General features: G+C 37.9%; 19 protein-coding genes. 17 read left to right on the top strand and 2 right to left on the bottom strand.

Features of this window, described 5'->3' with window-relative positions; translation table 11 throughout:
* Positions 1 to 3: 3 nt before the first annotated feature.
* From KG708_RS03790 to KG708_RS03780, 3 genes are all read left to right on the top strand, one after another.
* Positions 4 to 933, top strand: a complete 930-nt coding sequence (locus tag KG708_RS03790) for a putative sulfate exporter family transporter (RefSeq protein ID WP_213608174.1) — start codon at positions 4 to 6, stop codon at positions 931 to 933.
* Positions 933 to 2,102 (top strand): endonuclease/exonuclease/phosphatase family protein, encoded by a 1,170-nt coding sequence (locus KG708_RS03785; RefSeq protein ID WP_213608173.1) that lies wholly within the window; start codon positions 933 to 935, stop codon positions 2,100 to 2,102. Before KG708_RS03790 ends, KG708_RS03785 begins: the two co-directional genes overlap by 1 nt.
* A 105-nt stretch (positions 2,103 to 2,207) precedes the next feature.
* Positions 2,208 to 4,712, top strand: coding sequence for a prolyl oligopeptidase family serine peptidase (locus tag KG708_RS03780; RefSeq protein ID WP_213608172.1), 2,505 nt, complete (start codon positions 2,208 to 2,210; stop codon positions 4,710 to 4,712).
* Between the two features lie 24 nt (positions 4,713 to 4,736).
* Here KG708_RS03780 and rrtA read toward each other — a convergent pair whose 3' ends face one another.
* Positions 4,737 to 5,333, bottom strand: coding sequence for a rhombosortase (rrtA, locus tag KG708_RS03775; protein WP_213608171.1), 597 nt, complete (start codon positions 5,331 to 5,333; stop codon positions 4,737 to 4,739).
* A gap of 98 nt (positions 5,334 to 5,431) precedes the next feature.
* On the opposite strand from rrtA, the gene ggt reads away from it, so the two are divergent.
* The 3 genes from ggt (at position 5,432) to KG708_RS03760 (ending at position 10,095) form a co-directional block, all read left to right on the top strand.
* Positions 5,432 to 7,210: a gamma-glutamyltransferase gene (gene ggt / locus KG708_RS03770; RefSeq protein WP_213608170.1), complete on the top strand. Its 1,779-nt coding sequence runs from the start codon at positions 5,432 to 5,434 to the stop codon at positions 7,208 to 7,210.
* 368 nt (positions 7,211 to 7,578) lie between these two features.
* Positions 7,579 to 9,273: an NAD-dependent malic enzyme gene (locus tag KG708_RS03765; protein ID WP_028835240.1), complete on the top strand. Its 1,695-nt coding sequence runs from the start codon at positions 7,579 to 7,581 to the stop codon at positions 9,271 to 9,273.
* A 111-nt stretch (positions 9,274 to 9,384) separates the two neighbouring features.
* On the top strand, positions 9,385 to 10,095 hold the full coding sequence (locus KG708_RS03760) for an SIMPL domain-containing protein (protein WP_213608169.1): 711 nt from the start codon (positions 9,385 to 9,387) through the stop codon (positions 10,093 to 10,095).
* Here KG708_RS03760 and KG708_RS03755 read toward each other — a convergent pair.
* Positions 10,092 to 11,447 carry a DUF2254 domain-containing protein gene (locus KG708_RS03755; RefSeq protein WP_213608168.1) on the bottom strand — a complete coding sequence of 452 codons (1,356 nt, stop codon included), beginning with the start codon at positions 11,445 to 11,447 and terminating at the stop codon, positions 10,092 to 10,094. The two genes, KG708_RS03760 and KG708_RS03755, sit on opposite strands and share 4 nt — an antisense overlap.
* Positions 11,448 to 11,568: 121 nt before the next feature.
* Between KG708_RS03755 and KG708_RS03750 the strand changes: the two genes are divergently transcribed.
* The 11 genes from KG708_RS03750 to KG708_RS03700 all read left to right on the top strand — a co-directional run bounded on the left by KG708_RS03750 (position 11,569) and on the right by KG708_RS03700 (position 21,698).
* A complete protein-coding gene (locus KG708_RS03750; RefSeq protein WP_213608167.1) occupies positions 11,569 to 11,937 on the top strand; it encodes an MAPEG family protein in 369 nt (122 codons plus the stop codon).
* 6 nt (positions 11,938 to 11,943) lie between these two features.
* Complete coding sequence (locus KG708_RS03745; protein WP_213608166.1) at positions 11,944 to 12,843, top strand: hypothetical protein; 900 nt, start codon at positions 11,944 to 11,946, stop codon at positions 12,841 to 12,843.
* 6 nt (positions 12,844 to 12,849) lie between these two features.
* The gene (locus KG708_RS03740) at positions 12,850 to 13,482 is read left to right on the top strand and encodes a sulfotransferase (protein WP_213608165.1); all 633 of its coding nucleotides are present in this window, start codon (positions 12,850 to 12,852) and stop codon (positions 13,480 to 13,482) included.
* A gap of 74 nt (positions 13,483 to 13,556) precedes the next feature.
* Positions 13,557 to 14,129, top strand: coding sequence for a tRNA-(ms[2]io[6]A)-hydroxylase (locus tag KG708_RS03735; RefSeq protein WP_013464932.1), 573 nt, complete (start codon positions 13,557 to 13,559; stop codon positions 14,127 to 14,129).
* 191 nt (positions 14,130 to 14,320) lie between these two features.
* Positions 14,321 to 15,289, top strand: coding sequence for an ATP-dependent 6-phosphofructokinase (locus KG708_RS03730; protein ID WP_213608164.1), 969 nt, complete (start codon positions 14,321 to 14,323; stop codon positions 15,287 to 15,289).
* 27 nt (positions 15,290 to 15,316) lie between these two features.
* Complete coding sequence (locus KG708_RS03725; protein ID WP_213608163.1) at positions 15,317 to 15,742, top strand: DUF1090 domain-containing protein; 426 nt, start codon at positions 15,317 to 15,319, stop codon at positions 15,740 to 15,742.
* Positions 15,743 to 16,121: 379 nt separating this feature from the next.
* Positions 16,122 to 16,505 (top strand): response regulator, encoded by a 384-nt coding sequence (locus KG708_RS03720; RefSeq protein ID WP_013464929.1) that lies wholly within the window; start codon positions 16,122 to 16,124, stop codon positions 16,503 to 16,505.
* A gap of 8 nt (positions 16,506 to 16,513) precedes the next feature.
* Entirely contained in the window at positions 16,514 to 17,419 is a 906-nt protein-coding gene (locus KG708_RS03715) for a MoxR family ATPase (RefSeq protein ID WP_213608162.1), read from the top strand.
* A 232-nt stretch (positions 17,420 to 17,651) separates the two neighbouring features.
* Positions 17,652 to 18,413 (top strand): DUF58 domain-containing protein, encoded by a 762-nt coding sequence (locus KG708_RS03710; protein ID WP_301003069.1) that lies wholly within the window; start codon positions 17,652 to 17,654, stop codon positions 18,411 to 18,413.
* The gene (locus KG708_RS03705; RefSeq protein ID WP_213608160.1) at positions 18,406 to 20,379 is read left to right on the top strand and encodes a DUF3488 and transglutaminase-like domain-containing protein; all 1,974 of its coding nucleotides are present in this window, start codon (positions 18,406 to 18,408) and stop codon (positions 20,377 to 20,379) included. The genes KG708_RS03710 and KG708_RS03705 overlap by 8 nt, the downstream gene beginning before the upstream one ends.
* Positions 20,376 to 21,698, top strand: a complete 1,323-nt coding sequence (locus KG708_RS03700; RefSeq protein ID WP_213608159.1) for a Na+/H+ antiporter family protein — start codon at positions 20,376 to 20,378, stop codon at positions 21,696 to 21,698. The genes KG708_RS03705 and KG708_RS03700 overlap by 4 nt, the downstream gene beginning before the upstream one ends.
* The last annotated feature ends 143 nt before the right edge of the window (positions 21,699 to 21,841 follow it).

The raw sequence follows: 21,841 nt of genomic DNA, 5'->3' as shown, positions 1-21,841 counted from the left end.
GTTATGATTATCGCTAATTTACATAAACCTGTATTTATAATATTACTGGCTTTGTGCATCACTCCATTTATTGGCGCTGGTAGTGCTTTGGTTATGGGGGCGTTATTTGCGATTACCTTGGGTAACCCGTTTGCTGAGTTATCACAAAAGGCCAGTAAATGGATGCTAAAGTTGGCGGTTGTGGGCCTGGGGTTTGCTGTTGATTTTAATCAGGTAATTGAGGTTGGTCGCAGCTCTTTAGTGTTAACAATTGTCAGTATTACTGCCATAATTGGGCTTGGCGAAATTTTAACTCAAGTGTTTAAACTTAATCGTAACACAGGCGTGTTAATTTCCTTTGGAACCGCTATTTGTGGTGGTAGTGCTATTGCGGCCATGGCACCGGTTATAAAAGCCAAAGATCATGAAGTGGCTGTGGCGCTGGGTATCGTATTTTTACTCAATGGTGTAGGGTTATTATTATTCCCTGCAATTGGGCACTATTTTGAATTAACCCAAGAGCAGTTTGGATTATGGGCTGCACTTGCAATTCATGATACCAGCAGCGTGGTAGGTGCATCGGCTACTTATGGTGCAGTGGCACTGAGCATAGCAACAACAGTGAAGCTTACTCGTGCTATGTGGATTATTCCATACACCACGCTTGCGGGTGTGTTTATGCGCTCAGATGAAAAGGCGAGTATTCCATTATTTATTGTAGGTTTTTTATTAGCCGCATTAATTAATACCTATGTACCAACGCTTTCATCTTATTGGGAACTGATAAACATTGCAGCGAAACAAATATTAGTGATGACATTGTTTTTAATTGGCAGTGGTTTGTCGTTATCGGTACTAAAGCAAGCGGGAATTAAACCGTTTTTAATGGCTGTGATTCTTTGGATCGTGGTTAGCAGTATTATTTTATTATTAATAATAGATGGATTCATATAATGAGACATGATCTCGGTATTAAAATTATTGGTGGCTTTTTATTGTCATTGGTTTCAGCAAGCTATGTTCACGCAGAGTCATTACGTGTAGCAACGTTTAATGTCAGTATGGATGCAACCAATTACACCGCTAAAAATGAAAAAGTAAAAAGCGATGCCTTAGTCAACGCGCTGCGCTCTGACCACCAGCAAATTAAAAATATTGCTGAAATTATCCAACGCGTTCGTCCAGATGTAGTGCTTTTAAATGAGTTTGACTATGTACCAAAATCAAAGGGCATTGAATATTTTAAGAAACATTACTTAAATGTAAGTCAAAATGATCAAGCAGCAATTGATTACCCATATGTATATATTGCGCCCGTTAACACAGGGTTAGCCACAGAATTTGATTTAGACAATGATGGCAAAAAAACCGGAATAATGGGTGATGCACAGGGCTTTGGCTTTTTTGAAGGCCATTATGCAATGGCGTTTTTATCACGTTACCCAATAGAGGTAGATAAAATAAGAACACTGCAAACATTTAAATACAAAGATATGCCCAATGCACAAATGCCAATTCATCCCTCAACAGGTGAAAATTGGTATAACGAGCAAGAATGGGACATTTTAAGACTGAGCTCGAAATCGTTTTGGGATATACCGGTAAAAGTAAATGATAAAGTAGTTCATATGTTAGCCTCGCATCCAACACCGCCTGTATTTGACGGTGAGGAAGATAGAAATGGAAAACGTAATCATGATGAAATTAGATTAATTGCTGATTATATAAATAATGAAAGTTACCTATACGATGATAACGGCAAAAAAGGCGGCCTTGAGGCCCAGTCTCGTTTTGTTATTTTAGGTGACTTAAATGCAGCCCCTGAGGGGGATAAAAAGCGACCCAATACAACGGATCAATTACTTAAAAGCCCAATGATTAACGCTGGTTTTATCCCTACTAGTGAGGGCGCTAAAGAGCAATACCCGCACGCTTATGCTAAAAACTATACCGCTAATTGGCAGGCACGGGTTGATTATGTATTGCCTTCAAACTACGGGCTAACCATTAATGGTGGTGGTGTATTTTGGCCTAAAAAACAAAGTGAACTGTACCGTTTAATAAAAGATAGAAACGCATCAAGTGACCATCGTTTAGTGTGGCTTGATTTAACGGTTGAATAATTGGGTTACTCACCCTGATACTAACGTTGTTTATCTTAAATAATTGCAATTATAAAGGTGCTTCTGCTTAAATATGGTTAATTATAATAACCGCCAAGAAGCACTATGATTTTTAAATTTTCATCTTCTAAAACACTTGTCGCAATGGCTGTTGCGTCAAGTGTAATGTTAGCGGGCTGTACAGCAACCGCCACAACGTCAAATGACTCATCTGTTCAACCAAATAACATAACTGTTGCGAGTGTTGTTAATACACCTGCAGATATTGGTGACTCAAAAATTACACTTGAACAAGCGATGGCGCATCCAGATTGGATAGGACGCCAGCCACAAAGTGCATTTTGGAGTGCAGATTCAAGTACTGTTATTTATGCGCGTAAACAATTAGGCAGTGAGCTAAGAGATTTATTTAGCCAAGCCATAAACTCTCAAACAGCAGAGCAAGTCTCGCTTGAAAAATTACACAGTGTCGGGTCTAGTAAAGCCGTTTTTTCTAACGATAAATCGCTTCAAGCTTATGTGTTTGAAGGCAACGTATTTGTTAAAAACGTAAAGTCAGGCGTAATTAAGCAAATTACGCAAAGCTCAGCTACTGAGTCAAAACCACAGTTTTTAAACGATGGTAATTTAGTGTATCGCCAAGGTAATATCTTTTTTAAAGTAGATTTAACCACAGGTTTAACCCGTGAAATTGCCAACTTAAAACTAGCTAATAAACCACAAGGTGTAAAAGAGCCAAGCACTTACATTGCAAAAGAGCAGCATAAACTAATTGATTACATTTCATTGCAGCATAAAAACAAACAAGATAAGTATGCGCGAAATGAGCAACTAAAAACGCAAAATAGCTCAATTGCTAACACCCATTACTATTTAGGTGAAGGCAATACGGTTGATGAAGCTCAGCTTTCTCCTAATGGCGATGCGCTAATTGTGGTTTTGCAAGAAAAGAGCACATGGCGTGGTGAGGGCGACATTATGCCAAACTACATCACTGATGATGCCACTATAGAGCCTAAAAAAGTTCGCCGTCGTGTGGCTGACGCTAAAGAGCAAACCTCTGAAATTGTTTATATTAACCTTGCAGATCAAAGCCAATCTACTTTAGGGTTTAATACCTTGCCTGGTTTTGATGAAGATGTACTCGCTGAGGTTAAAAAAGAAAACTATGCCCGTGAAGGCAAAACGTATAAGTCTAAGAAAAAACCGCGTGGCATTAATGTAATTTCAGACTGGGGATGGGATCAATCGCCTATCAGCTGGAACGATGATGGCAGCCAAGTCGCCATTATGCTTGAAGCATGGGATAACAAAGATCGTTGGTTGGCCACCGTTGATTTTGAAAATAACAAACTCGTATCTCAACACCGTTTACATGACGATGCGTGGATTGCGTATGCGTTTAACGACTTTGGTTGGTTAAATGATTCAACTACGCTGTATTATTTATCGGAAGAGTCGGGGTACAGTCAGCTTTATAAAAAACCTTTAAATGGCAAGGCTACGGCATTAACACAAGGTCAGTTTGAAGTGTCTAACTTAACCCTAACCGATGACAACAGCGCTATTTACTATAAAGCGAATGTTGAGCATCCGGGTCTTTACGAAATATACCGTGTTAATCCACAAACAGGGGTTAGTGAACAAGTAACTGACTTAAACGGCATGACGGATTACACCTTGAGCCCTGATCAATCTAAGTTGTTATTAAGGCACTCTAAAATCACTATGCCGACTGAACTTTATGTGGCTGAGGCTAAAGCAAACACAACAGCAACTCGTTTAACCAATACGGTATCTGAGGCGTTTTTGGCCAAAAAGCTAACCGCACCTAAAATTGTTGCAGTGCCATCAAGTCATACAGATCAGCCTATATACGCTAAAGTTTATTATCCTGCTGATTACAAAGAGGGTGAAACAGGTAAAACTCGCAAGGCGGTTATATTTAACCACGGCGCAGGTTACTTGCAAAATTCACATATGGGGTGGTCAGTTTATTTTCGTGAATTTATGTTCCATTCACTACTCGCTGATGAAGGTTACGTGGTGATGGATATGGATTACCGCGCTTCTAAAGGGTATGGGCGTGATTGGCGTACAGCTATCTATCGCCAAATGGGCACCCCTGAAACGCAAGATTTAGCCGACGGCGTAAAATGGATGGCAGACAATGCCAATGTAGATACGCAAGCGGTGGGAACCTATGGTGGCTCTTACGGTGGCTTTATGACCTTTATGGCGTTATTTACCGCGCCTGACTTGTTTCAATCGGGAGCGGCGCTTCGCCCGGTAACTGATTGGGCACATTACAATACAGGTTATACGGCTAATATTTTGAATCATCCGGATGTTGACCCAATTGCTTATGAGCGTAGTTCACCTATTTACTATGCAGAAGGGCTTAAAAAGCATTTATTAATAAATGCGCCTATGGTTGATGATAATGTATTTTTCCAAGATTCAGTTCGCTTAGTACAGCGCTTAATAGAACTTGAAAAAGAAAATTTTGAAACAGCCATTTTTCCAGTAGAGCCACATGGTTTTGTGCAGCCTTCGAGTTGGTTAGATCAATACCGTCGTATCTATAAGCTGTTTAAAGACACGCTTTAAACCACTAAAAATAATAAACGCCACTTATGTGGCGTTTTTTTTAGTGTTTTTGATGTGTTTGACAACCAGCGGCACGGCTAATACAACCCCGCCAATTGCACCAATTAAATGTGCGTCAACGGCTACTGTGGATTGAATTAGTTGACCTATTGCTGCACTAGGACCATTAACTTGCTCAAAAATAAGCTTTGCCCACACACCAATAAATAATACATAACCTGATTTTAACCCAACAGTAACATCTTTTATTGCCCCCCAAACGATCACGCCATGCAAAACTGCACTGATCCCGGTGTAAATAGTAATGGTTGGACAAAACCAATAAACCCCCAAACCACACCAAAGCGCAAGTGTTGAAATATTAAAACTGTATTGCTTAGGGTGCGTGTATTCACCATGGAGTAACCAAATAAGTCCTATGCCTGCACAGTTTAACGCTAAATGTGCCCAATTTGCATGTACAAACTGGCTGGTAAATAAACGCCATAGTTGGCCTTGTTCAAGTAATGGGCGATTAAACTCAAGTTCATTGTTCATACCAAGCCATGCTAAAAGCATAGTTAAAACAATTAAACACAAAGGAGGTAAAACATGGCGTGGCTGAAGGGGTAAATTAAGCATTTAATGATCATTTTTTTATATTTATTTTTGCATATTGTGCCTGTTTAACCTTAAGATGCCAATTATCTTCCATTGCAATTTAAGTTTAATCCGTAATTATGAATTTTAAGCTCAACTCTTTATTTGCTATTTCTTTAACTGCACTGTCTTTACCTATATTTGCACAGCAAGCGAGCCAAATTGAAACCCGTGAACCAGAAGCTGCCACGGGCGTAACACAAAAGCAACTAGTGCAAGGCGATAAGTATATGGTCGCGGCTGCAAACCCATATGCGTCTCAAGCGGGAAAAGCGATTTTAGCTCAAGGCGGCAGCGCCGTTGATGCGGCTATTGCTACTCAATTGGTCCTTACATTAGTTGAGCCGCAATCATCAGGTATTGGTGGTGGCACGTTTATGATGTACTACAACAAAGCCGATAATAAACTTACCAGTTTTGATGGTCGCGAAACTGCGCCTAGCAATGCTAATGAAAACCTGTTTTTAAATGAACATGGCAAAGCTGTTAAATGGATTGAGGCCGTAGTAGGTGGTCGCTCTGTAGGCGTGCCAGGCATTTTACATGCATTTGCCAGTGCCCATAAACAATATGGTAATTTGCCATGGGACGCTTTATTTAAGCCTGCTATTGCCCTTGCCGAGCAAGGATTTGAAGTATCGCCTCGGTTACATGGTTTACTCGTTAGGCAATTAAACCCCGGCGTAATGAGTATGCCGGTCATTAATGAGTATTTTTTTCCTAATGGTAAAGTGATTGAAGTAGGCAGTATTAAAAAAAATCAACCGTTGGCTAATTTATACAAAGACATTGCCTCCAAAGGGATAGATGCGTTTTACAAAGGCGAAAACGCTAAAGCCATGGTAGAAGCGGTGCAGCAATCAAAAATCGCTCCAGGTAAATTATCTGAGCAAGATCTGGCTAATTACACGAGTAAAGAGCGTGCCCCTGTTTGTATTAAATACCGTGTATATAATGTGTGTTCTATGGCACCGCCAAGCAGTGGCGGTATCTCAGTACTACAAATTTTAGGCTTGCTTGAACACAAAGATATGGTCAATATTAAAGCCAATAGTGCAGAGGCGATTCATTATTTTAGTCAAGCATCACGCATTGCATTTGCTGATCGCAACAAATACATAGGCGATCCTGACTTTACTCAAGTGCCTACACAAGCACTATTAAATAAAGACTACATCGCGAAGCGCGCTAAATTAATTACAGAACAAGACCATATAGCATTGCCGGGTGATCCAGTTGATTACCTAAGCTATGCAAACGATGACTCTTATGAATTGCCTTCTACCACGCATGTTTCTATTGTTGATAGTAAAGGCAATGCCGTATCGATGACCAGCTCTATAGAAATGGCGTTTGGTTCTACAGTCATGGTTAATGGCTATATTTTAAATAATCAGTTGACTGATTTTTCACTCTCGCCACGTAAGAATGGCAAATTAGTGGCTAACAGGGTAGAAGCGTATAAGCGTCCGCGCAGCTCAATGTCACCAGTGATGGTATTTAATCAAGATGGGAGCTTACGTTTAGTGGTCGGCTCCCCTGGTGGTAGTCGCATTATTAATTATGTAGCACAAGTTGTTATTGGCGTTTTAGATTGGGATTTAAACGCCCAGCAGGCCATTAATTTACCGCGCACCACTAATCGTAATGACTACACCAGTGTTGAAAAAGGCACTGAGCTTGAAGCAATTGTTCCTCAACTTAAAAAGCGCGGCCATGATGTGCGTGTGATTGATTTAAACTCAGGGCTGCATGCAGTAGAAGTAAAAAACAATCGCTTGTATGGTGCTGCCGATCCTCGCAGGGAAGGGATGGCATTATCGGATTTAAGTAATAATAAAGCCTCATTTAAATTCTAAAACATGTATAATAAACAGCAGGTTTGCAGCTAATGTATTACCTGCTGTTATTTATGTAACAGCTTAATAGTTAATGATTATTTGATTGAAAATAGTATGTTAACTAACGTAAGAAATTAGCAAATCTAAAAAATAACTGACACTGTTGTAACCATTACACACAGCAAACGCTGGTCTAATGCCCGTTTAATTTTTATAAACTCACAACAGCCAGCTAACATATTCACCAAATATGAGTGGCTTTATACTAAAGTAGCGCTTGTATTTGTACATTTTCAATGGTCTGACAAGCTTAAATGTCATTGCAATTTAGCCTTTAACAATGATAATGGCAGATCATTACTTAAGATTCAGTAAAGCTTGGAAATATGACTACAAATACCGATCCAAATTATCTTTATATTCCTTATTCTGGCCCAGGCCTAATTGAAACTCCGCTATTGAATAAAGGAAGTGCTTTTAGCCAAAAAGAACGTGAAAACTTTAATCTTGCTGGTTTACTTCCTCCTCGTTACGAAACGATAGAAGAGCAAGTTGAGCGTTGTTACCAACAGTACTCAAGTTTTAATGACAACTTAAATAAGCACATTTATTTACGCGCCATTCAAGATAATAACGAAACGCTTTATTACCGCTTAGTGCGCGATCATATCGAAGAAATGATGCCTATTATCTACACCCCAACGGTAGGTGATGCGTGTGAAAAGTTTTCTGATATTTATCGTAGTGCCCGTGGCTTATTTATTTCCTATGAAGATCGCTTTCACATTGACGATATTTTACGTAATGCCACAAAAGGCAAAGTAAAAGTGATTGTTGTTACCGACGGTGAGCGTATTTTAGGCCTTGGCGACCAAGGTATTGGCGGCATGGGCATTCCAATTGGTAAACTTTCTTTGTATACCGCGTGTGGCGGTATTAGCCCTGCCTATACGTTACCGGTTATGCTCGATGTGGGAACCAATAACGAAAAATTATTAAACGACCCAATGTACATGGGTGCCCGCCATAAACGTATTGCACAAGATGAATACGATGAGTTTTTAGATTTATTCATTAAAGCAGTTAAACGTCGCTGGCCAAATGTGTTACTACAGTTTGAAGATTTTGCTCAGCCTAATGCAATGCCGTTATTAAAGCGTTACCGCAACGAAATTTGTAGCTTTAATGATGATATTCAAGGCACTGCATCGGTCACTGTGGGTTCTTTATTAGCAGCGTGTCGTGTCAAAGGTGCTAAATTATCAACTCAAAAAGTTGTTTTTGTAGGTGCCGGTTCTGCAGGGTGTGGTATTGCAGAGCAAATTGTTAGCACTATGGTTGCTGAGGGCATTAGTGAAGCACAGGCACGCAGCCAAGTATTTATGGTTGACCGTTTTGGCTTATTAACAGATGGTATGCAAGGCTTACGCGACTTTCAACAAATGCTTGCACAACCAACTAGCTGCTTAGCTGATTGGACCTATAGCGGTGAATACGCGTCGTTATTAGATGTAATGCACTGTGCTGAACCAGATATTTTAATTGGTGTATCAGGCCAACCTGGTTTATTTACCGAGCAAGTCATTCGCGCTATGCATGCTAAATGTGAATCGCCAATAATTTTCCCGTTAAGTAACCCATCTAAGCAAGTTGAAGCTTACCCAGAAGATGTAATTAAATGGACCGATGGCAAAGCAATTGTTGCAACTGGCAGCCCATTCGACCCAGTTGTTTATAACGGTGTGACTTACCCAATTCCACAATGTAATAACAGTTACATATTCCCAGGTATTGGCTTAGGTGTTATTGCCGCTAAAGCGACGCGTATTACCGATGCGATGCTTATTATGTCGAGCGAAATGCTGGCTGAGTCGTCACCTTTAGCTAATACAGGTAAAGGCAGCTTATTACCGGCACTGACTGAAATTGAAACGCTTAGTAAACGTATTGCGTTTGCAGTGGCTAAAAAGGCAATTGAAGAGGGAGTTGCCCTTGAAATTTCAGACGATGCGCTATGGGCAGCCATCGACAAAAACTACTGGTTACCAAAATACCGTAACTATAAGCGTTGCAGCATTTAATAACAGTAGAGATTAAAAAAACAGGCTTTTGCCTGTTTTTTTATGCTTGTTCATCTTTAATTAACCGCATAAGGTGTTAACTGAGGCAATCAAATTTAAAAGGATAGACTTATGAAAACGCTTTCGATTTTAACCGCCGCATTACTCAGTACATCAGCTTTTGCGAGCAACGCCCCAGAAAAACCGCATATCTATGTAAAGGGAGAAGCTTCAATAACCACTATGCCAGATCATGTTTTACTCTCGGTAGGCATCACTGAAATAGATAAAGACTTAATTGCCGCAAAAAAACTAACTGATACCACCATGGCCAGTGCAATAAGCTTAGTAAAAAAACTCGGAGTAGATGATGCAGATATTAATGCCGGTCAAATTTCTATATATCGTGATAACCAATATAATCGTGAAACAGGTAAGCAAGAGTTTACTGGCTTTAAGGTATCCAGAACGCTCACTATTAAACTCTCTGTAATTAATAAATACCCTGAATTGCTACAGAGCTTAGTTAATAATGGCATTAATGAAATTAGGCAAACGCAATTTTTAGCTAGCAACTACGATGAGCTGCATAAAAAAGCACAAAAAATGGCAATTAAACAAACCAAAGCCGCGGCAAAAGAGCTAAGTGACGTCTTTGATGTAGAGTTAAAAGGCTTATATAGCGCGTCTTTAACTCCGCTTGATATGCCATCTACACCGTACATGCGCAGTGAAAAAGTAATAATGGCAGACAGTGCACCTGGTAATTATGTTCCTGATGCCTATCATGCTGGAGAAATCACCATTAGCGCGTCAAGCTATGCAATTTATTATATAGATTAATCAGGGGGGTGGCGCTCAAACCGCGCCACTAACTGCTTACCTTGTAATTCACTAATACGCACTATAGCTTGTAGCATATTACTAATTTGTAGGCGGTCATATTCATTAACTATATGCTGATTAATATCATCAACTATGGCATTTAAATAATTAAACACACTATTACGGGCATCTACATTCTCATTAGCAATAAATAATATATTTTTAAAAGCCTCGATTACATTGGTCATCACATAAGCATCGGCTTTTGCATAATTACGCAAAGGGGTAAAGTTGTCATGCAGTAGTTCATCAAAACTGGTTTCATGAAAATACAATAACGGTGATTTTTCTGATTGATGGCATGAATAATTTATTGTACTAATCTTTAGTCGTTCAATTAATAATATACTCAACATATCAATAGATTTAACGGCAGTGCCCGGATCGTTAATCCCTGGACTCATAGCTTTTACTGCTATCTCTGAAATCTGCGTTAGTCCATACCGATAATGGTCGCTAATATATTCTTCAATATAAAAAATAAAGCAGTCTAAGATTTTCTCTATTAACTCTTCGTTTTCACAAATATCTTTATTACACTTTAAGAATGGGTAGCCTTTAACGGTAAAGTAACCTTGCTTAACGGTAATAAAAAGCTCAATTTCAGCCTCACACAAAATAGCACACAGCTTATTTGTGTGAACCCCTTTGTAGTAACCCTCAGTAGTACTTTTTATTGAGTGCCAGTTTGAAAACTCAGGAAAATGATCAATTGGATTTTCATTTTGCATATTAATGATGTTTTGAATTTCTTTTTTGGTTTGTCTAAATAAACCATTTAATACGTTATCAACCTGAATCGCTTTTGAAATAGAGTGAATAAAGAAAACGAATAAGCCCAAAGAAATCAAACCAAAAATTAACGCAAAGAATACCCCTAACGAGGGGATTGCCGTATTGCCGTTATCGAGTTTGTTAATGTTAATGAGCATAATGATAGAGTAAATAATACTGCCTAAATAAAACCCTAATACCATTTGATGCGATTTACGGGTAATAAGCCCAGGAACTACTCTGGGTGACAAGCTAGCGCTGGCAGAATTTAAAACTACCATTACCATAGAAAAACTAAATACAGTTAGTGAAATAATACTGCCAGCTAAGGTGCTTAATATAGTTCGTGCGTTTTCTGCACTGTCTACTAATACAAATGAGATTAATGATTTAAATTTCTCAATAGGGGCTAAGTACTCTACTGACATGGTTAGCACGGCAAAAATTAAAAATGCAACAGATAATAAAGAGGGGTAAAAGCCAATACTGTTAACTATGGCGCGATAGGTATTGGTTATTTTTGTTCTTAAATACATATTACCCTCAGTTACTACTATTCCAATGTATAAATCACTCTAGCATGTTTGATAATAAAGTAAGTGATTTTACTGCTAAATTTATGTGTTATTATTGCCTAAAAATTAAATGGAACACACTGTGATTATATCTAGCTATGCTGCTTTACTTGCTCTTTATTATATTTACTTAAGCTTTAAAGTTATAAAAATACGTAAGGTAGAGGGAATTTCATTAGGTAATGGCAATAATCCAGCACTTGAACGTGCTACTCGTGCTCATAGTAATTTTATTGAGTACGTGCCAATCAGCTTAATTTTATTATTTCTATTAGAATACCAGGGATTAGCGAGTCATTATATGCATGCCCTTGGTGGTTTATTATTTATTAGCCGTGCAGTCCACAGCTCAGCAATTATTAACCATAATTTAAGAGCGCGCGTGTTGAGCATGATGATCACGTTTGCTATTGTCATTATCAGCGCGTTACTATTACTCATAAGCCGATAAACGACTATGCGATTAGCTATTGTTTTTACATGCTTTTATTTTTTAAGCTCGCTTTTATCCTCTGTGTGGGCGATAGAAAATAGTAATGAAAACAGTATTAGTCGCCTGCAAGTTGTTTATCCAAAAACAATGCGCAGTGATGAAGATGAAATCCTTTATCCTCTTGTATTATTAAAGACAGCTTTGCAGCATAGTGGTGAAAAATTTACCCTGCAGGCTTCAAGTATTTCCATGGCACAAAGTCGCTCGTTAAAACAAGTTTTGCACAATGACGAAATAAATGTTGTTTGGACAATGACTTCAAAAGAACGTGAAAAAGATCTACTCCCCGTCAGGATCCCTATTTTTAAAGGCTTATATGGCTGGCGAGTACTAGTTACAACTCAAGAAAAAGTAAAAAACCTATCTAACTATAGTGCTCTGAGCGACTTTAAAAGTGTGCACTTTATACAAGGCCATGACTGGCCTGATACTCAAGTATTACAAGATAATGGTTTAACCGTATCAACATCAATTGAATATAGCTATTTGTATAATATGTTGATAAAAGGCCGAGGTGATGTATTTCCTCGTTCTGTGTTAGAGGTTGAAACTGAGCTCAATACCTTTAAAGATGAAGCCGGTGCTAACCTCACGATAGTGCCACACTTATTGTTGCAATACCCAAGTGCAATCTACTTCTTTTTTAGTAAAGAAAAGCCCGAAATAGCGCAAGCGGTTGAGAAAGGGTTAAACGTTATCCGTAGTAACGGTGAGTTCGATCGTTTATTTAACGAATATCATCTACATGCAATTAAACATGCCGATATAAAAAATAAAATCATCATTAAATTAAAAAACAATCAGTTGCCCGCATTAACACCCATTTATGATGCATCACTTTGGTTTTCAGAAAAAGACATTTAAAACGCCATGACACAAAAAATATTTATTATTGGTTTACCACGCACTGGGACGACTAGCGTATGTAATGCATTTTTAGATTTTGGTATACCCACTGCCCATACTGCATACACTAACGCTTGTTTTGAAAATGCGGTGGCTATCGCAGACACACCTGTATTTAACGATTATCAAACATTAGATAAATATTACCCAGATTCTAAATTTGTATATTTAAAGCGAGAACTTAGCGCGTGGTTACCTTCAATAAAACAGCTTTTGCTGCGTATGCATACCAATTTAACGCGTGCTGATGGCGGCTTTAATATTCATTTAAAGCGCTGCTACTTAAATACCTTTAGTGATTTTTCGCTCGAAAATATTAACCAGGATGAATATTTAACTAATTGTTATAACAATCATTTTAATAGTGCCAATAGTTACTTTACTGACCGGCCTAATGATTTTTTGGCCATTGATATAGCAAATCCCGAGAGCTTTAATAAGCTATGTGAGTTTTTAAATATTACCAGCACCTTAGCTGGCTTTGAAAAAATGAACATGGGCGGTAAAGTCACTGCATGGAACGATATAAAGCACCCATTAAAAATTGAGTCGACGGCGAAAGGGCGGATCGATAAGTTTTTGCCTTATGAAGGTTAAATTTAAATCGCGATCAAAGATTTTTATTTTTAAATACGCTAAAATCCACGCATTATTTTATAAGTTGTATCCCTATGTTTGAATTAAAATACCACACGCCATTTGAATGGACCGAAGTTGTTTTAGCCGACTTCGAAACATTTTTACAAGACCACGCTGCTGCTGAGAAAAAAGCATCTGGCATGGCTATGTCAATGCTTTCACATTATCCGGATAAGCGTAAATTAGTTAAAGCCATGACTGACTTAGCTCTTGAAGAGTTAATTCATTTTAAACAAGTGCTTAAACTATTAATTGAACGCGATACTAATTTGGGTGATGATAAAAAAGATCCATACATTAAACAAATTCGTGCACACTTTAGGCATGGTCGTGATGGTTTTTTAATGGACAGACTATTAGTAGGTGGGGTAATTGAGGCGAGGGGACATGAACGTTTTTCTTTAGTTGCCGAGGCACTACCTGAAGGAAAAGAAAAAGATTTTTATGTCGCAATTGCTAAATCAGAAGAAAAACATAAAAATTTATTTGTGGAACTCGCCTACGAATACTTTGATAAGCAAGAAGTTGACGAACGCTTAGACGAGTTACTAACAATAGAAGCCGAAATTTGTAAAAATATTCCTTTTACAGCGGCTCTCCATTAAAAATTACGGTATGTTGTTTTAAAAGCAAAAGCAACATACCAACTTTTCAATTTATAACTGCTCCCTTCATACTAATTAAACAATCAAATAAACCCTAAGTAGATCAACTTTACTGCGCTTACTTTACACAGCCTACTCATAAACAGCTATTATGAATTATTAAAGTTTAGCTTATCGAAGGATGTGAACCGATGCAGCCAATTAAACATATTGCCGTACTAACCTCAGGGGGCGATGCGCCTGGGATGAACACCGCACTATTTGCCATAGTAAAAACCGCTCAACAACATGGAATAAAAGTGTCGGGCGTTCGAAAAGGGTTTGAGGGTTTAATTGATAATGACTTAGTGACACTTGATTGCAAAAGCCTACAACAAACCATGCACTTAGGTGGTACTGTGTTAAAAACAGCGCGTAGTGAAAGATTTAGAGGTGATGCTGGTAGAAATCAAGCACTAGCCACAATTGAACATAATAATATTGACGCCATAATTGTGATAGGTGGTGATGGCTCATTTAGAGGGTGTTTATGGTTATCACAAATTACTGACATACCGTATATAGGCATTCCAGGCACTATTGATAATGATATTGCGGGTACAGATTACACCTTAGGGTTTGATACCGCAGTGAACACGTCAATGCAATGTATTGATAATATTAGAGATACTGCAGAATCACATAATAGGGTGTTTGTTATTGAAGTAATGGGACGTGATTCCGGTTATATTGGCACTTATGCCGGTTTAACCTCTGGCGCCGATTCGATATTAATACCTGAAAGTGATGAAGACATAACTTATTTAGTGGATAAAATTAGCGATTATCACAGTGAGCATGCTTTTATTGTGGTGGTATCTGAAGGTGATGAAATTGGCGTTGAACATATATGTGAGAAAATAAGTGCCGTTAATCCCAGTATAGATTTGCGCGTAACTAAGCTAGGGCACTTACAACGCGGCGGTAATCCATCTGCAGCGGATCGTATGTTAGCAATAAGATTAGGCGTACACAGTGTTAAGGCTTTATGTGCTGGAGAAAGCGCTAAAATGGTGGGTATTTTAAATAACAAAGTATCAAATACTCCTATGCAAGATGTTGTAAAACAACATGTTATAAATGAAGAGCTGCAAGGGCTGTTATCTGTATTTTGCCGCTAACAATGAATTAAAGAGGAATAATGACCAATGCGAGATAATAAAAACTATAAAATGACGATTATTAAAGGTATTACAATAAGTTTTTTATTTGCCGGTTCAACAGTTGTATTGGCCAAAGATGATTGTGCAGATTTAACGGGGTGTGCGAAAAAAGCCTGTGAAGTTAACCTCGAGTTATTAGCTGCAAAACGCCAAGGTAATTCACACCAAGTTGCAGGTCTTAATAAAGCACTCAATAATATAAACGAATACTGCACCCAGGATGGATTAAAAGCAGAGTTGCAACAAAAAATAGATGATACCAATAGCGAAATTGAAGAATATAAAACCGATCTTAAAAAAGCTAAGCGCCAAGGTAAGCATGACAAAGTTGAAAAGTATCAGCAAAAGCTAAACGACAAAACTAAACAGCTTAAGCAATTAATTGATGAGCGAAATAGTTTGATTGATTAAAATGTCATTACAGCGTTTTTATATTTAATAAAGTAGAGCATATTACTATAAATAAATAATGTGCGAATAAAAGGGCTAAAATACCATGTTTATAAGTGACGTAATTGCCGATAGTTAGTTTGATTAAGTACATTTTTACCTTATTTAACATAATATAAATTATAGGTAGTAATGTATCTATATATAAGCTGCGCTCTATTTTAATAAATACACATATACTAAGTCCAATACTAGACGGTATCGGACATTAAGTGACTTTAAATCGGACATTAAGTGACTTTAAACAACTATTATGGTTATTCATAGTTATCACCTTGAGGTTCCTTAATGCTTAGCTTAATATTAAAGCACAAGCCGTAAAAAACATTGAAGTATTCATATGGAATTTGTACGCCCACTCGAACCAATTTTAATTATTGATGATGTTAAACAGATCCGCGCTGATTTAAGCCAAGTATTAGCCGGTTTAGGTTTTGATGACATTATTGAGTGCGATAATTTTAATTGTGCTAAACCTCTGCTTATTGAAAAATCACCCAACGTTATATTCTTAGATGTTGATTTACCTGATTCTGAAAGCATTGAAATTTTAGAGTCAATTAACAACGAACACCCTCATGCACATGTTGTTATGTGTTCAGGCCACAATAGCTTTGAAACAGTGCAAAATACCTGGGAGCTAGGCGCAAAAGAATTTATAGCTAAGCCCTTTAACGCGCAAAAAGTTGATGCGGTAATGAAACGTTTAGAACTCATAGATTAAAGGAAATTATGCAGCACATTGTTACGACAATAATTGATGACCTATCTACCGTTATATTTGGTAAACAACAACAAATAAAATTAGCGTTAGCCTGTTTATTTAGTGAAGGCCATTTACTAATTGAAGACTTACCCGGCATGGGAAAAACCACTTTGTCGCATGCATTAGCTGCAGTACTGGGGTTATCGTATCAGCGTATACAATTCACCAGCGATTTATTGCCCGCTGATATTATTGGCACCAATATATTTAATAATAAAGAACATAGTTTTTCATTTCATAAAGGCCCGATTTTTAGCCAAGTGGTGCTCGCTGATGAAATAAATCGCGCGGGTCCTAAAACACAAAGTGCTTTATTGGAGGCGATGGAAGAACATCAAGTAACAGTAGATGGAGACAAGTACCCGCTCCCTACTCCATTTTTTGTAATTGCGACTCAAAATCCATTATATCAGGCAGGTACATACCCGTTACCAGAATCACAACTAGATCGTTTTTTAATGCGAATTAGTTTAGGATTTCCACCTAAAGATGCAGAAAAACGGTTACTGTTAAATAATCAAAAACGTGATTATTCGCAATTACCGCAGCGAATTGAACAACATCAACTTAAGCAAATTCAAGATGCTATATCAAATATCACGCTAAGTTCGCCGGTGGTTGATTATATAATTGAGTTAGTAACTTATACGCGTGAGCCTCAAACATTAACGACTTCGCTTTCCCCAAGAGCCAGTATGGCACTGGCTAAATCGGCCAAAGCGTGGGCCTATATTGAAGGCCGTGACTACGTATTACCCGAAGATGTACAGGCTGTTTTTTCAAGTGTGTGTCAGCATCGATTAGGCTTACATAGTGATGCGGGCGATACACAAATAGCGGCCATTTTAAAACATGTTTTAGTGCCAGTTTAGGTAAATGCGTATTTATAAATTTAAGCGCCCTACTTTTATTCTCGATATAAAAAGCGCGATTTTAAAGGCCTTATTAAAAAATAAGCACAAAAAAAATAGCATCACCTTAAAACATAATACTATTTATGTTTTACCATCCACGCTTGGCGTTTACTTTAGCGTTGTTGCATCATTAAATTTTGTAATGGGGATTAATTATCAAAATAATTTAATTCTGTTTATGGCTTATTTAATGTTTGTGATTATAATTTTTGCATTGTTATTGGGCTACAGTAATGCCAGAGGTTTAACTGTCAGCTTTAAATACGCCATTGAAAGTTTTTCGCCTCAGGCACCACAGCTAGTTTGGCAAATAGAAGCAGCTGATCCTTGCCAATCAATTACATTGAGTTACCCCAATGATTTAAAAAATGCGTGTTACATTACACGCGTTAAAAATGAAGCAATAAAATGTCAATTATCATTACCTTATACAAAGCGAGGCTGTTATCAGATAAAGCCAATAAAAATTGCCAGTAATTACCCCTTTGGTTTAGTCAATGTGTGGAGTTATATACAACCTAATAAAGTGGTGTATGTTTATCCGTCAATTATTAAAACAACAAATCAAAAACACCAAAACTTAGTTGCAAATAATACCGATGAAGGCACTGAAAAACATAAAGGTGATGATGAATTTGAAAGTTTAATTACTCATTTGCCAGAAATGGGGTTGCAGCGAATATCATGGAAGCACTATGCAAAAACACAGCAATTACTTGTAAAACAATTTAGTGATTTTAAATCAGCCGATGCACAATTCGATTTTAACTTAGTCACGGGCGATAGCGAACAGCGTTTAGGGCAACTCTGTTTTTTAGTTTGCCAGGCATTTGAAAGTGACATTAATTATTCTTTAAAACTTCCTAATAAATTAATCGCCAGCAATTCAGGCAAGCTGCATCATCAGCGCTGTTTACAAGCGTTAAGCCAAGTCGGTAATGATAATGAATGAGATTAAAAATCATCGCGTTATTAACTTTGCTCTATCGTTTATTTATTTAGGGCTAGTCAGTTTTTTTACAGAGCACTTACCCCTGCCCTTTATTGCTATGCTTAGTGTGTTATGTGGCTGGAATATTTATTTAACAGTTAAACAAAAGCAAAAACCCAACGCGTGGTTTGCTAATGGATTGGCCGCCATTGCATTAATTATTATGCTAAGCAGCATAGGCTTTAAAGATACCGTCGTATTATTTGTAGCCATGCTGTTATTGTCGTGTGTTTTTAAATTATTGCAGGCAAAATCAAAACAGCATTACCAATTGATCATTACCCTTACGTTCTTTTCACTCTCAGCGGTATATTTGTTTAGCCAAACCATTTTTACTACCTTAGTTATAAGCACCTTCTATATTTTAAACTTTGCGGTGCTAGGGTTATTAGAGTCTAGTCATAGCTTAAAACTCTCTTCAAAACAAAGTGCTAAAATTATGCTACTGGCTTTTCCTTTAGCCGTAATACTTTTATTATTTTTACCTAAACTTCCAGCATTTTGGCAACTACCAGGGCCCAAAATGGCACAAACAGGATTATCTGAACAAGTCGATCCGTTTGATATAGCAAAGTTATCAAATTCAGATGAACTAGTATTTAGAGCAAAATTTAATGGTACACCACCCCCTACGCCCTATTATTGGCGCGCTATTGTACATGATGAATTTGATGGTGCAGCGTGGAAAACATCCTCCTTTTTAAAGCAAGCGTTGATATTACCCGCTAAAAAAAGTACGAGTGAAAATGAGGCTCAGTATACGGTCATAGCTGAGCCTGCTATTTCAGATTGGCTATATGGGCTTGGTTTTTCAAGCAGTGAAAGCCCCAATGTTATTGCCAATACTTTAGGTTTATTACGTAAACAACAATATAAATCCAAGGTTTTACAATATGCAGTTAATAGTGAACCGTTATCTAGTACATCGCTTAATAAGTCCCAACAGCGGTTTTATAGCCAATTAACTGTTAGTAATAATCAAAAATCTCAGCAGTTAGCGCAACAATTAAAAAATAATAGTGCCAATGCCGATGAATTTTTTAATCAACTTTTAAGCTATTTTTCAAAAAATGAATTTAGCTATACATTAACACCCACTCCCATGCGCGGCGAAAATACGCTCGATCAGTTTATGTTTACTAATAAACGCGGCTTTTGCGGGCATTATGCCAGTGCCGCTGCCTTTATTTTTAGAAGTGCAGGTATTCCTGCGCGTGTTGTCAGTGGCTATTTAGGAGGCGAGTTAAATAAAAACAGTGATTATATGACTATTCGTCAATACGATGCGCATGCCTGGGTTGAAGTATATACTGGTGCCGGTTGGAAAATATTTGATGCCACAGCAGTTGTCGCACCCGAGCGGTTAAACGGCTCCTTGTCACAAAGTACCACCCTTAATGACGAATTTAAAAATAATATTAACTTTGGACTCGTTAGTTTAAGTAACTATGCCGCCATTAATTGGCTTAGACTTGAATTAGAAAACTTAGATTATCAATGGTCTAGTTGGGTACTTGGGTTTGATAAAGACAAGCAACAAGATTTATTTGCTACCTTATTTGGTAATAAGTTTATTTGGCTTGTGCCGCTTGGAGTTATTATTATTTTAATTTTGAGTTTTACGACTTACTTTATTTATTTAAACCGCCCTAAAGCCGCAACAAAGCAACCGCCACTGGTCAATGAGTATTATGAAATTATTCGTTGGGCTAATAAACACGCGATTAGCTATCCTGAAAATGCCACGCCAACCCAAACTTTAGAACACATTAGCAACCAAGCGCCCCATGCAGAGCAACAATTAACCGCTTTTTGTGAGTTATTTAAGCAAGTGCGCTATGCAAGACATCCATTTACTAAAGAACGTAAAAATCAGGCTAAAGATCTGATAAAATTAATTAAATCTACAAAACAGAGAAATCTATGAACGCAGTAATTATCGGCGTTATTTTAATGCTGGGACTCACTTTAGTCCGTGTAAATGTGATTGTTGCAATGACGATAAGTGCACTGGTCGCCGGATTAACCGCTGGCATGGGATTGAAAGAAAGCATCGATGCATTTAATTCAGGATTATCGTCAGGTGCCGAGATTGCTTTAAGTTATGCTATGTTGGGGGCATTTGCCGTGGCAATTTCTAAGTCAGGCCTAACACGTATTTTAGCTGCGAAGTTATTGGCAAAAGTTAACGCACAAACTGGCTCAAGCGAAACCCTGCTAAGCTATTTTATCCTGTTTATTATTTTGATTTTTGCTATATCTTCACAAAACTTAGTCCCTGTCCATATTGCGTTTATTCCTATTTTAATTCCGCCACTATTAGTGGTGTTTAACAAATTGCGATTAGACAGACGCGCCATTGCTTGTATTTTGACCTTTGGTTTAGCCACCTCGTATATGGTACTCCCTTATGGGTTTGGTGGAATTTATTTATACTCAATATTACATAAAAACCTTGTCGATAATGGCCTTGAAATAGTCAATACCAGCGTACCTTTAGCAATGATTATTCCTGCTATTGGCATGTTTGTGGGGTTGTTAATTGCGTTGTTTATTAGTTATAGAAAACGCCGAGAATATACAAATACTGCCCTTACCGTTGAGAGTAAACAAACAGAGGTTGATAACCCAAAAAAAGTAATGATGGTTGGTTTATTTGCTGTTGTTGCGTCGTTAATTGCTCAAAATGCCAGTGGCTCTATGATATTAGGCGGCCTAGTTGGCGTGGTTATATTTAGTGTATTTGGTGTGGTTAAGTGGGAAGAAAACGGCGACGTATTTAGTAAAGGCGTGGCAATGATGGCCATGATTGGTTTTATTATGATCTCAGCACAAGGTTTTGCCGCGGTCATGAAAGAAACCGGACACGTAGCCAGCTTAGTTAACAGTAGCGCCGCTATTTTTGATGGCAATAAACCGATGGCAGCGGCTGTTATTTTATTAGTCGGCTTATTCATAACGATGGGAATTGGCAGCTCGTTTTCAACGGTGCCTATTATTGCCACCTTGTTTGTGCCTTTATGTTTAGAATTAAACTTTTCCGTAATGGCAACCGCTGCACTAGTAGGAACAGCGGGTGCGCTCGGTGATGCAGGCTCCCCTGCCTCTGATTCTACATTAGGGCCAACATCTGGCCTTAATGCTGATGGTCAGCACGATCATATTTGGGATTCAGTGGTACCAACCTTCATTCACTTTAATTTACCGCTATTGGTATTCGGCTGGATAGCCGCCATGGTACTTTAATTTTTAAAAGGTGTGCTTTGTGCACGCCTTTTTATTTTGAAATTGACACCCTCCTTTTTTACCCATTATTCCAAACAAACATTTATGCTAAGTTTATAGTTTTAGCAAATATTGTATGATGTGTTCTTAATGGTTTTTAATAT

The sequence above is a fragment of the Pseudoalteromonas sp. genome (assembly GCF_018402495.1).
Lineage (GTDB): Bacteria > Pseudomonadota > Gammaproteobacteria > Enterobacterales > Alteromonadaceae > Pseudoalteromonas.
The sequence above is the reverse complement of the archived record's forward strand: the minus strand, read 5'-3'. Positions and strand labels throughout refer to the sequence as shown.

What these genes read in the sequence shown, in the direction of transcription:
- ggt (WP_213608170.1), top strand. Translation starts at nt 5,432, where the DNA reads ATGAATTTTAAGCTCAACTCTTTATTTGCTATTTCTTTAACTGCACTG.
- KG708_RS03705 (WP_213608160.1), top strand. Translation starts at nt 18,406, where the DNA reads ATGAATGAGATTAAAAATCATCGCGTTATTAACTTTGCTCTATCGTTT.
- KG708_RS03745 (WP_213608166.1), top strand. Translation starts at nt 11,944, where the DNA reads ATGCGATTAGCTATTGTTTTTACATGCTTTTATTTTTTAAGCTCGCTT.
- KG708_RS03715 (WP_213608162.1), top strand. Translation starts at nt 16,514, where the DNA reads ATGCAGCACATTGTTACGACAATAATTGATGACCTATCTACCGTTATA.
- KG708_RS03735 (WP_013464932.1), top strand. Translation starts at nt 13,557, where the DNA reads ATGTTTGAATTAAAATACCACACGCCATTTGAATGGACCGAAGTTGTT.
- KG708_RS03765 (WP_028835240.1), top strand. Translation starts at nt 7,579, where the DNA reads ATGACTACAAATACCGATCCAAATTATCTTTATATTCCTTATTCTGGC.
- KG708_RS03780 (WP_213608172.1), top strand. Translation starts at nt 2,208, where the DNA reads ATGATTTTTAAATTTTCATCTTCTAAAACACTTGTCGCAATGGCTGTT.
- KG708_RS03755 (WP_213608168.1), bottom strand. Translation starts at nt 11,447, where the DNA reads ATGTATTTAAGAACAAAAATAACCAATACCTATCGCGCCATAGTTAAC.
- KG708_RS03725 (WP_213608163.1), top strand. Translation starts at nt 15,317, where the DNA reads ATGCGAGATAATAAAAACTATAAAATGACGATTATTAAAGGTATTACA.
- KG708_RS03700 (WP_213608159.1), top strand. Translation starts at nt 20,376, where the DNA reads ATGAACGCAGTAATTATCGGCGTTATTTTAATGCTGGGACTCACTTTA.
- KG708_RS03720 (WP_013464929.1), top strand. Translation starts at nt 16,122, where the DNA reads ATGGAATTTGTACGCCCACTCGAACCAATTTTAATTATTGATGATGTT.
- KG708_RS03760 (WP_213608169.1), top strand. Translation starts at nt 9,385, where the DNA reads ATGAAAACGCTTTCGATTTTAACCGCCGCATTACTCAGTACATCAGCT.
- KG708_RS03730 (WP_213608164.1), top strand. Translation starts at nt 14,321, where the DNA reads ATGCAGCCAATTAAACATATTGCCGTACTAACCTCAGGGGGCGATGCG.
- rrtA (WP_213608171.1), bottom strand. Translation starts at nt 5,333, where the DNA reads ATGCTTAATTTACCCCTTCAGCCACGCCATGTTTTACCTCCTTTGTGT.
- KG708_RS03785 (WP_213608173.1), top strand. Translation starts at nt 933, where the DNA reads ATGAGACATGATCTCGGTATTAAAATTATTGGTGGCTTTTTATTGTCA.
- KG708_RS03740 (WP_213608165.1), top strand. Translation starts at nt 12,850, where the DNA reads ATGACACAAAAAATATTTATTATTGGTTTACCACGCACTGGGACGACT.
- KG708_RS03790 (WP_213608174.1), top strand. Translation starts at nt 4, where the DNA reads ATGATTATCGCTAATTTACATAAACCTGTATTTATAATATTACTGGCT.
- KG708_RS03710 (WP_301003069.1), top strand. Translation starts at nt 17,652, where the DNA reads ATGTTTGTGATTATAATTTTTGCATTGTTATTGGGCTACAGTAATGCC.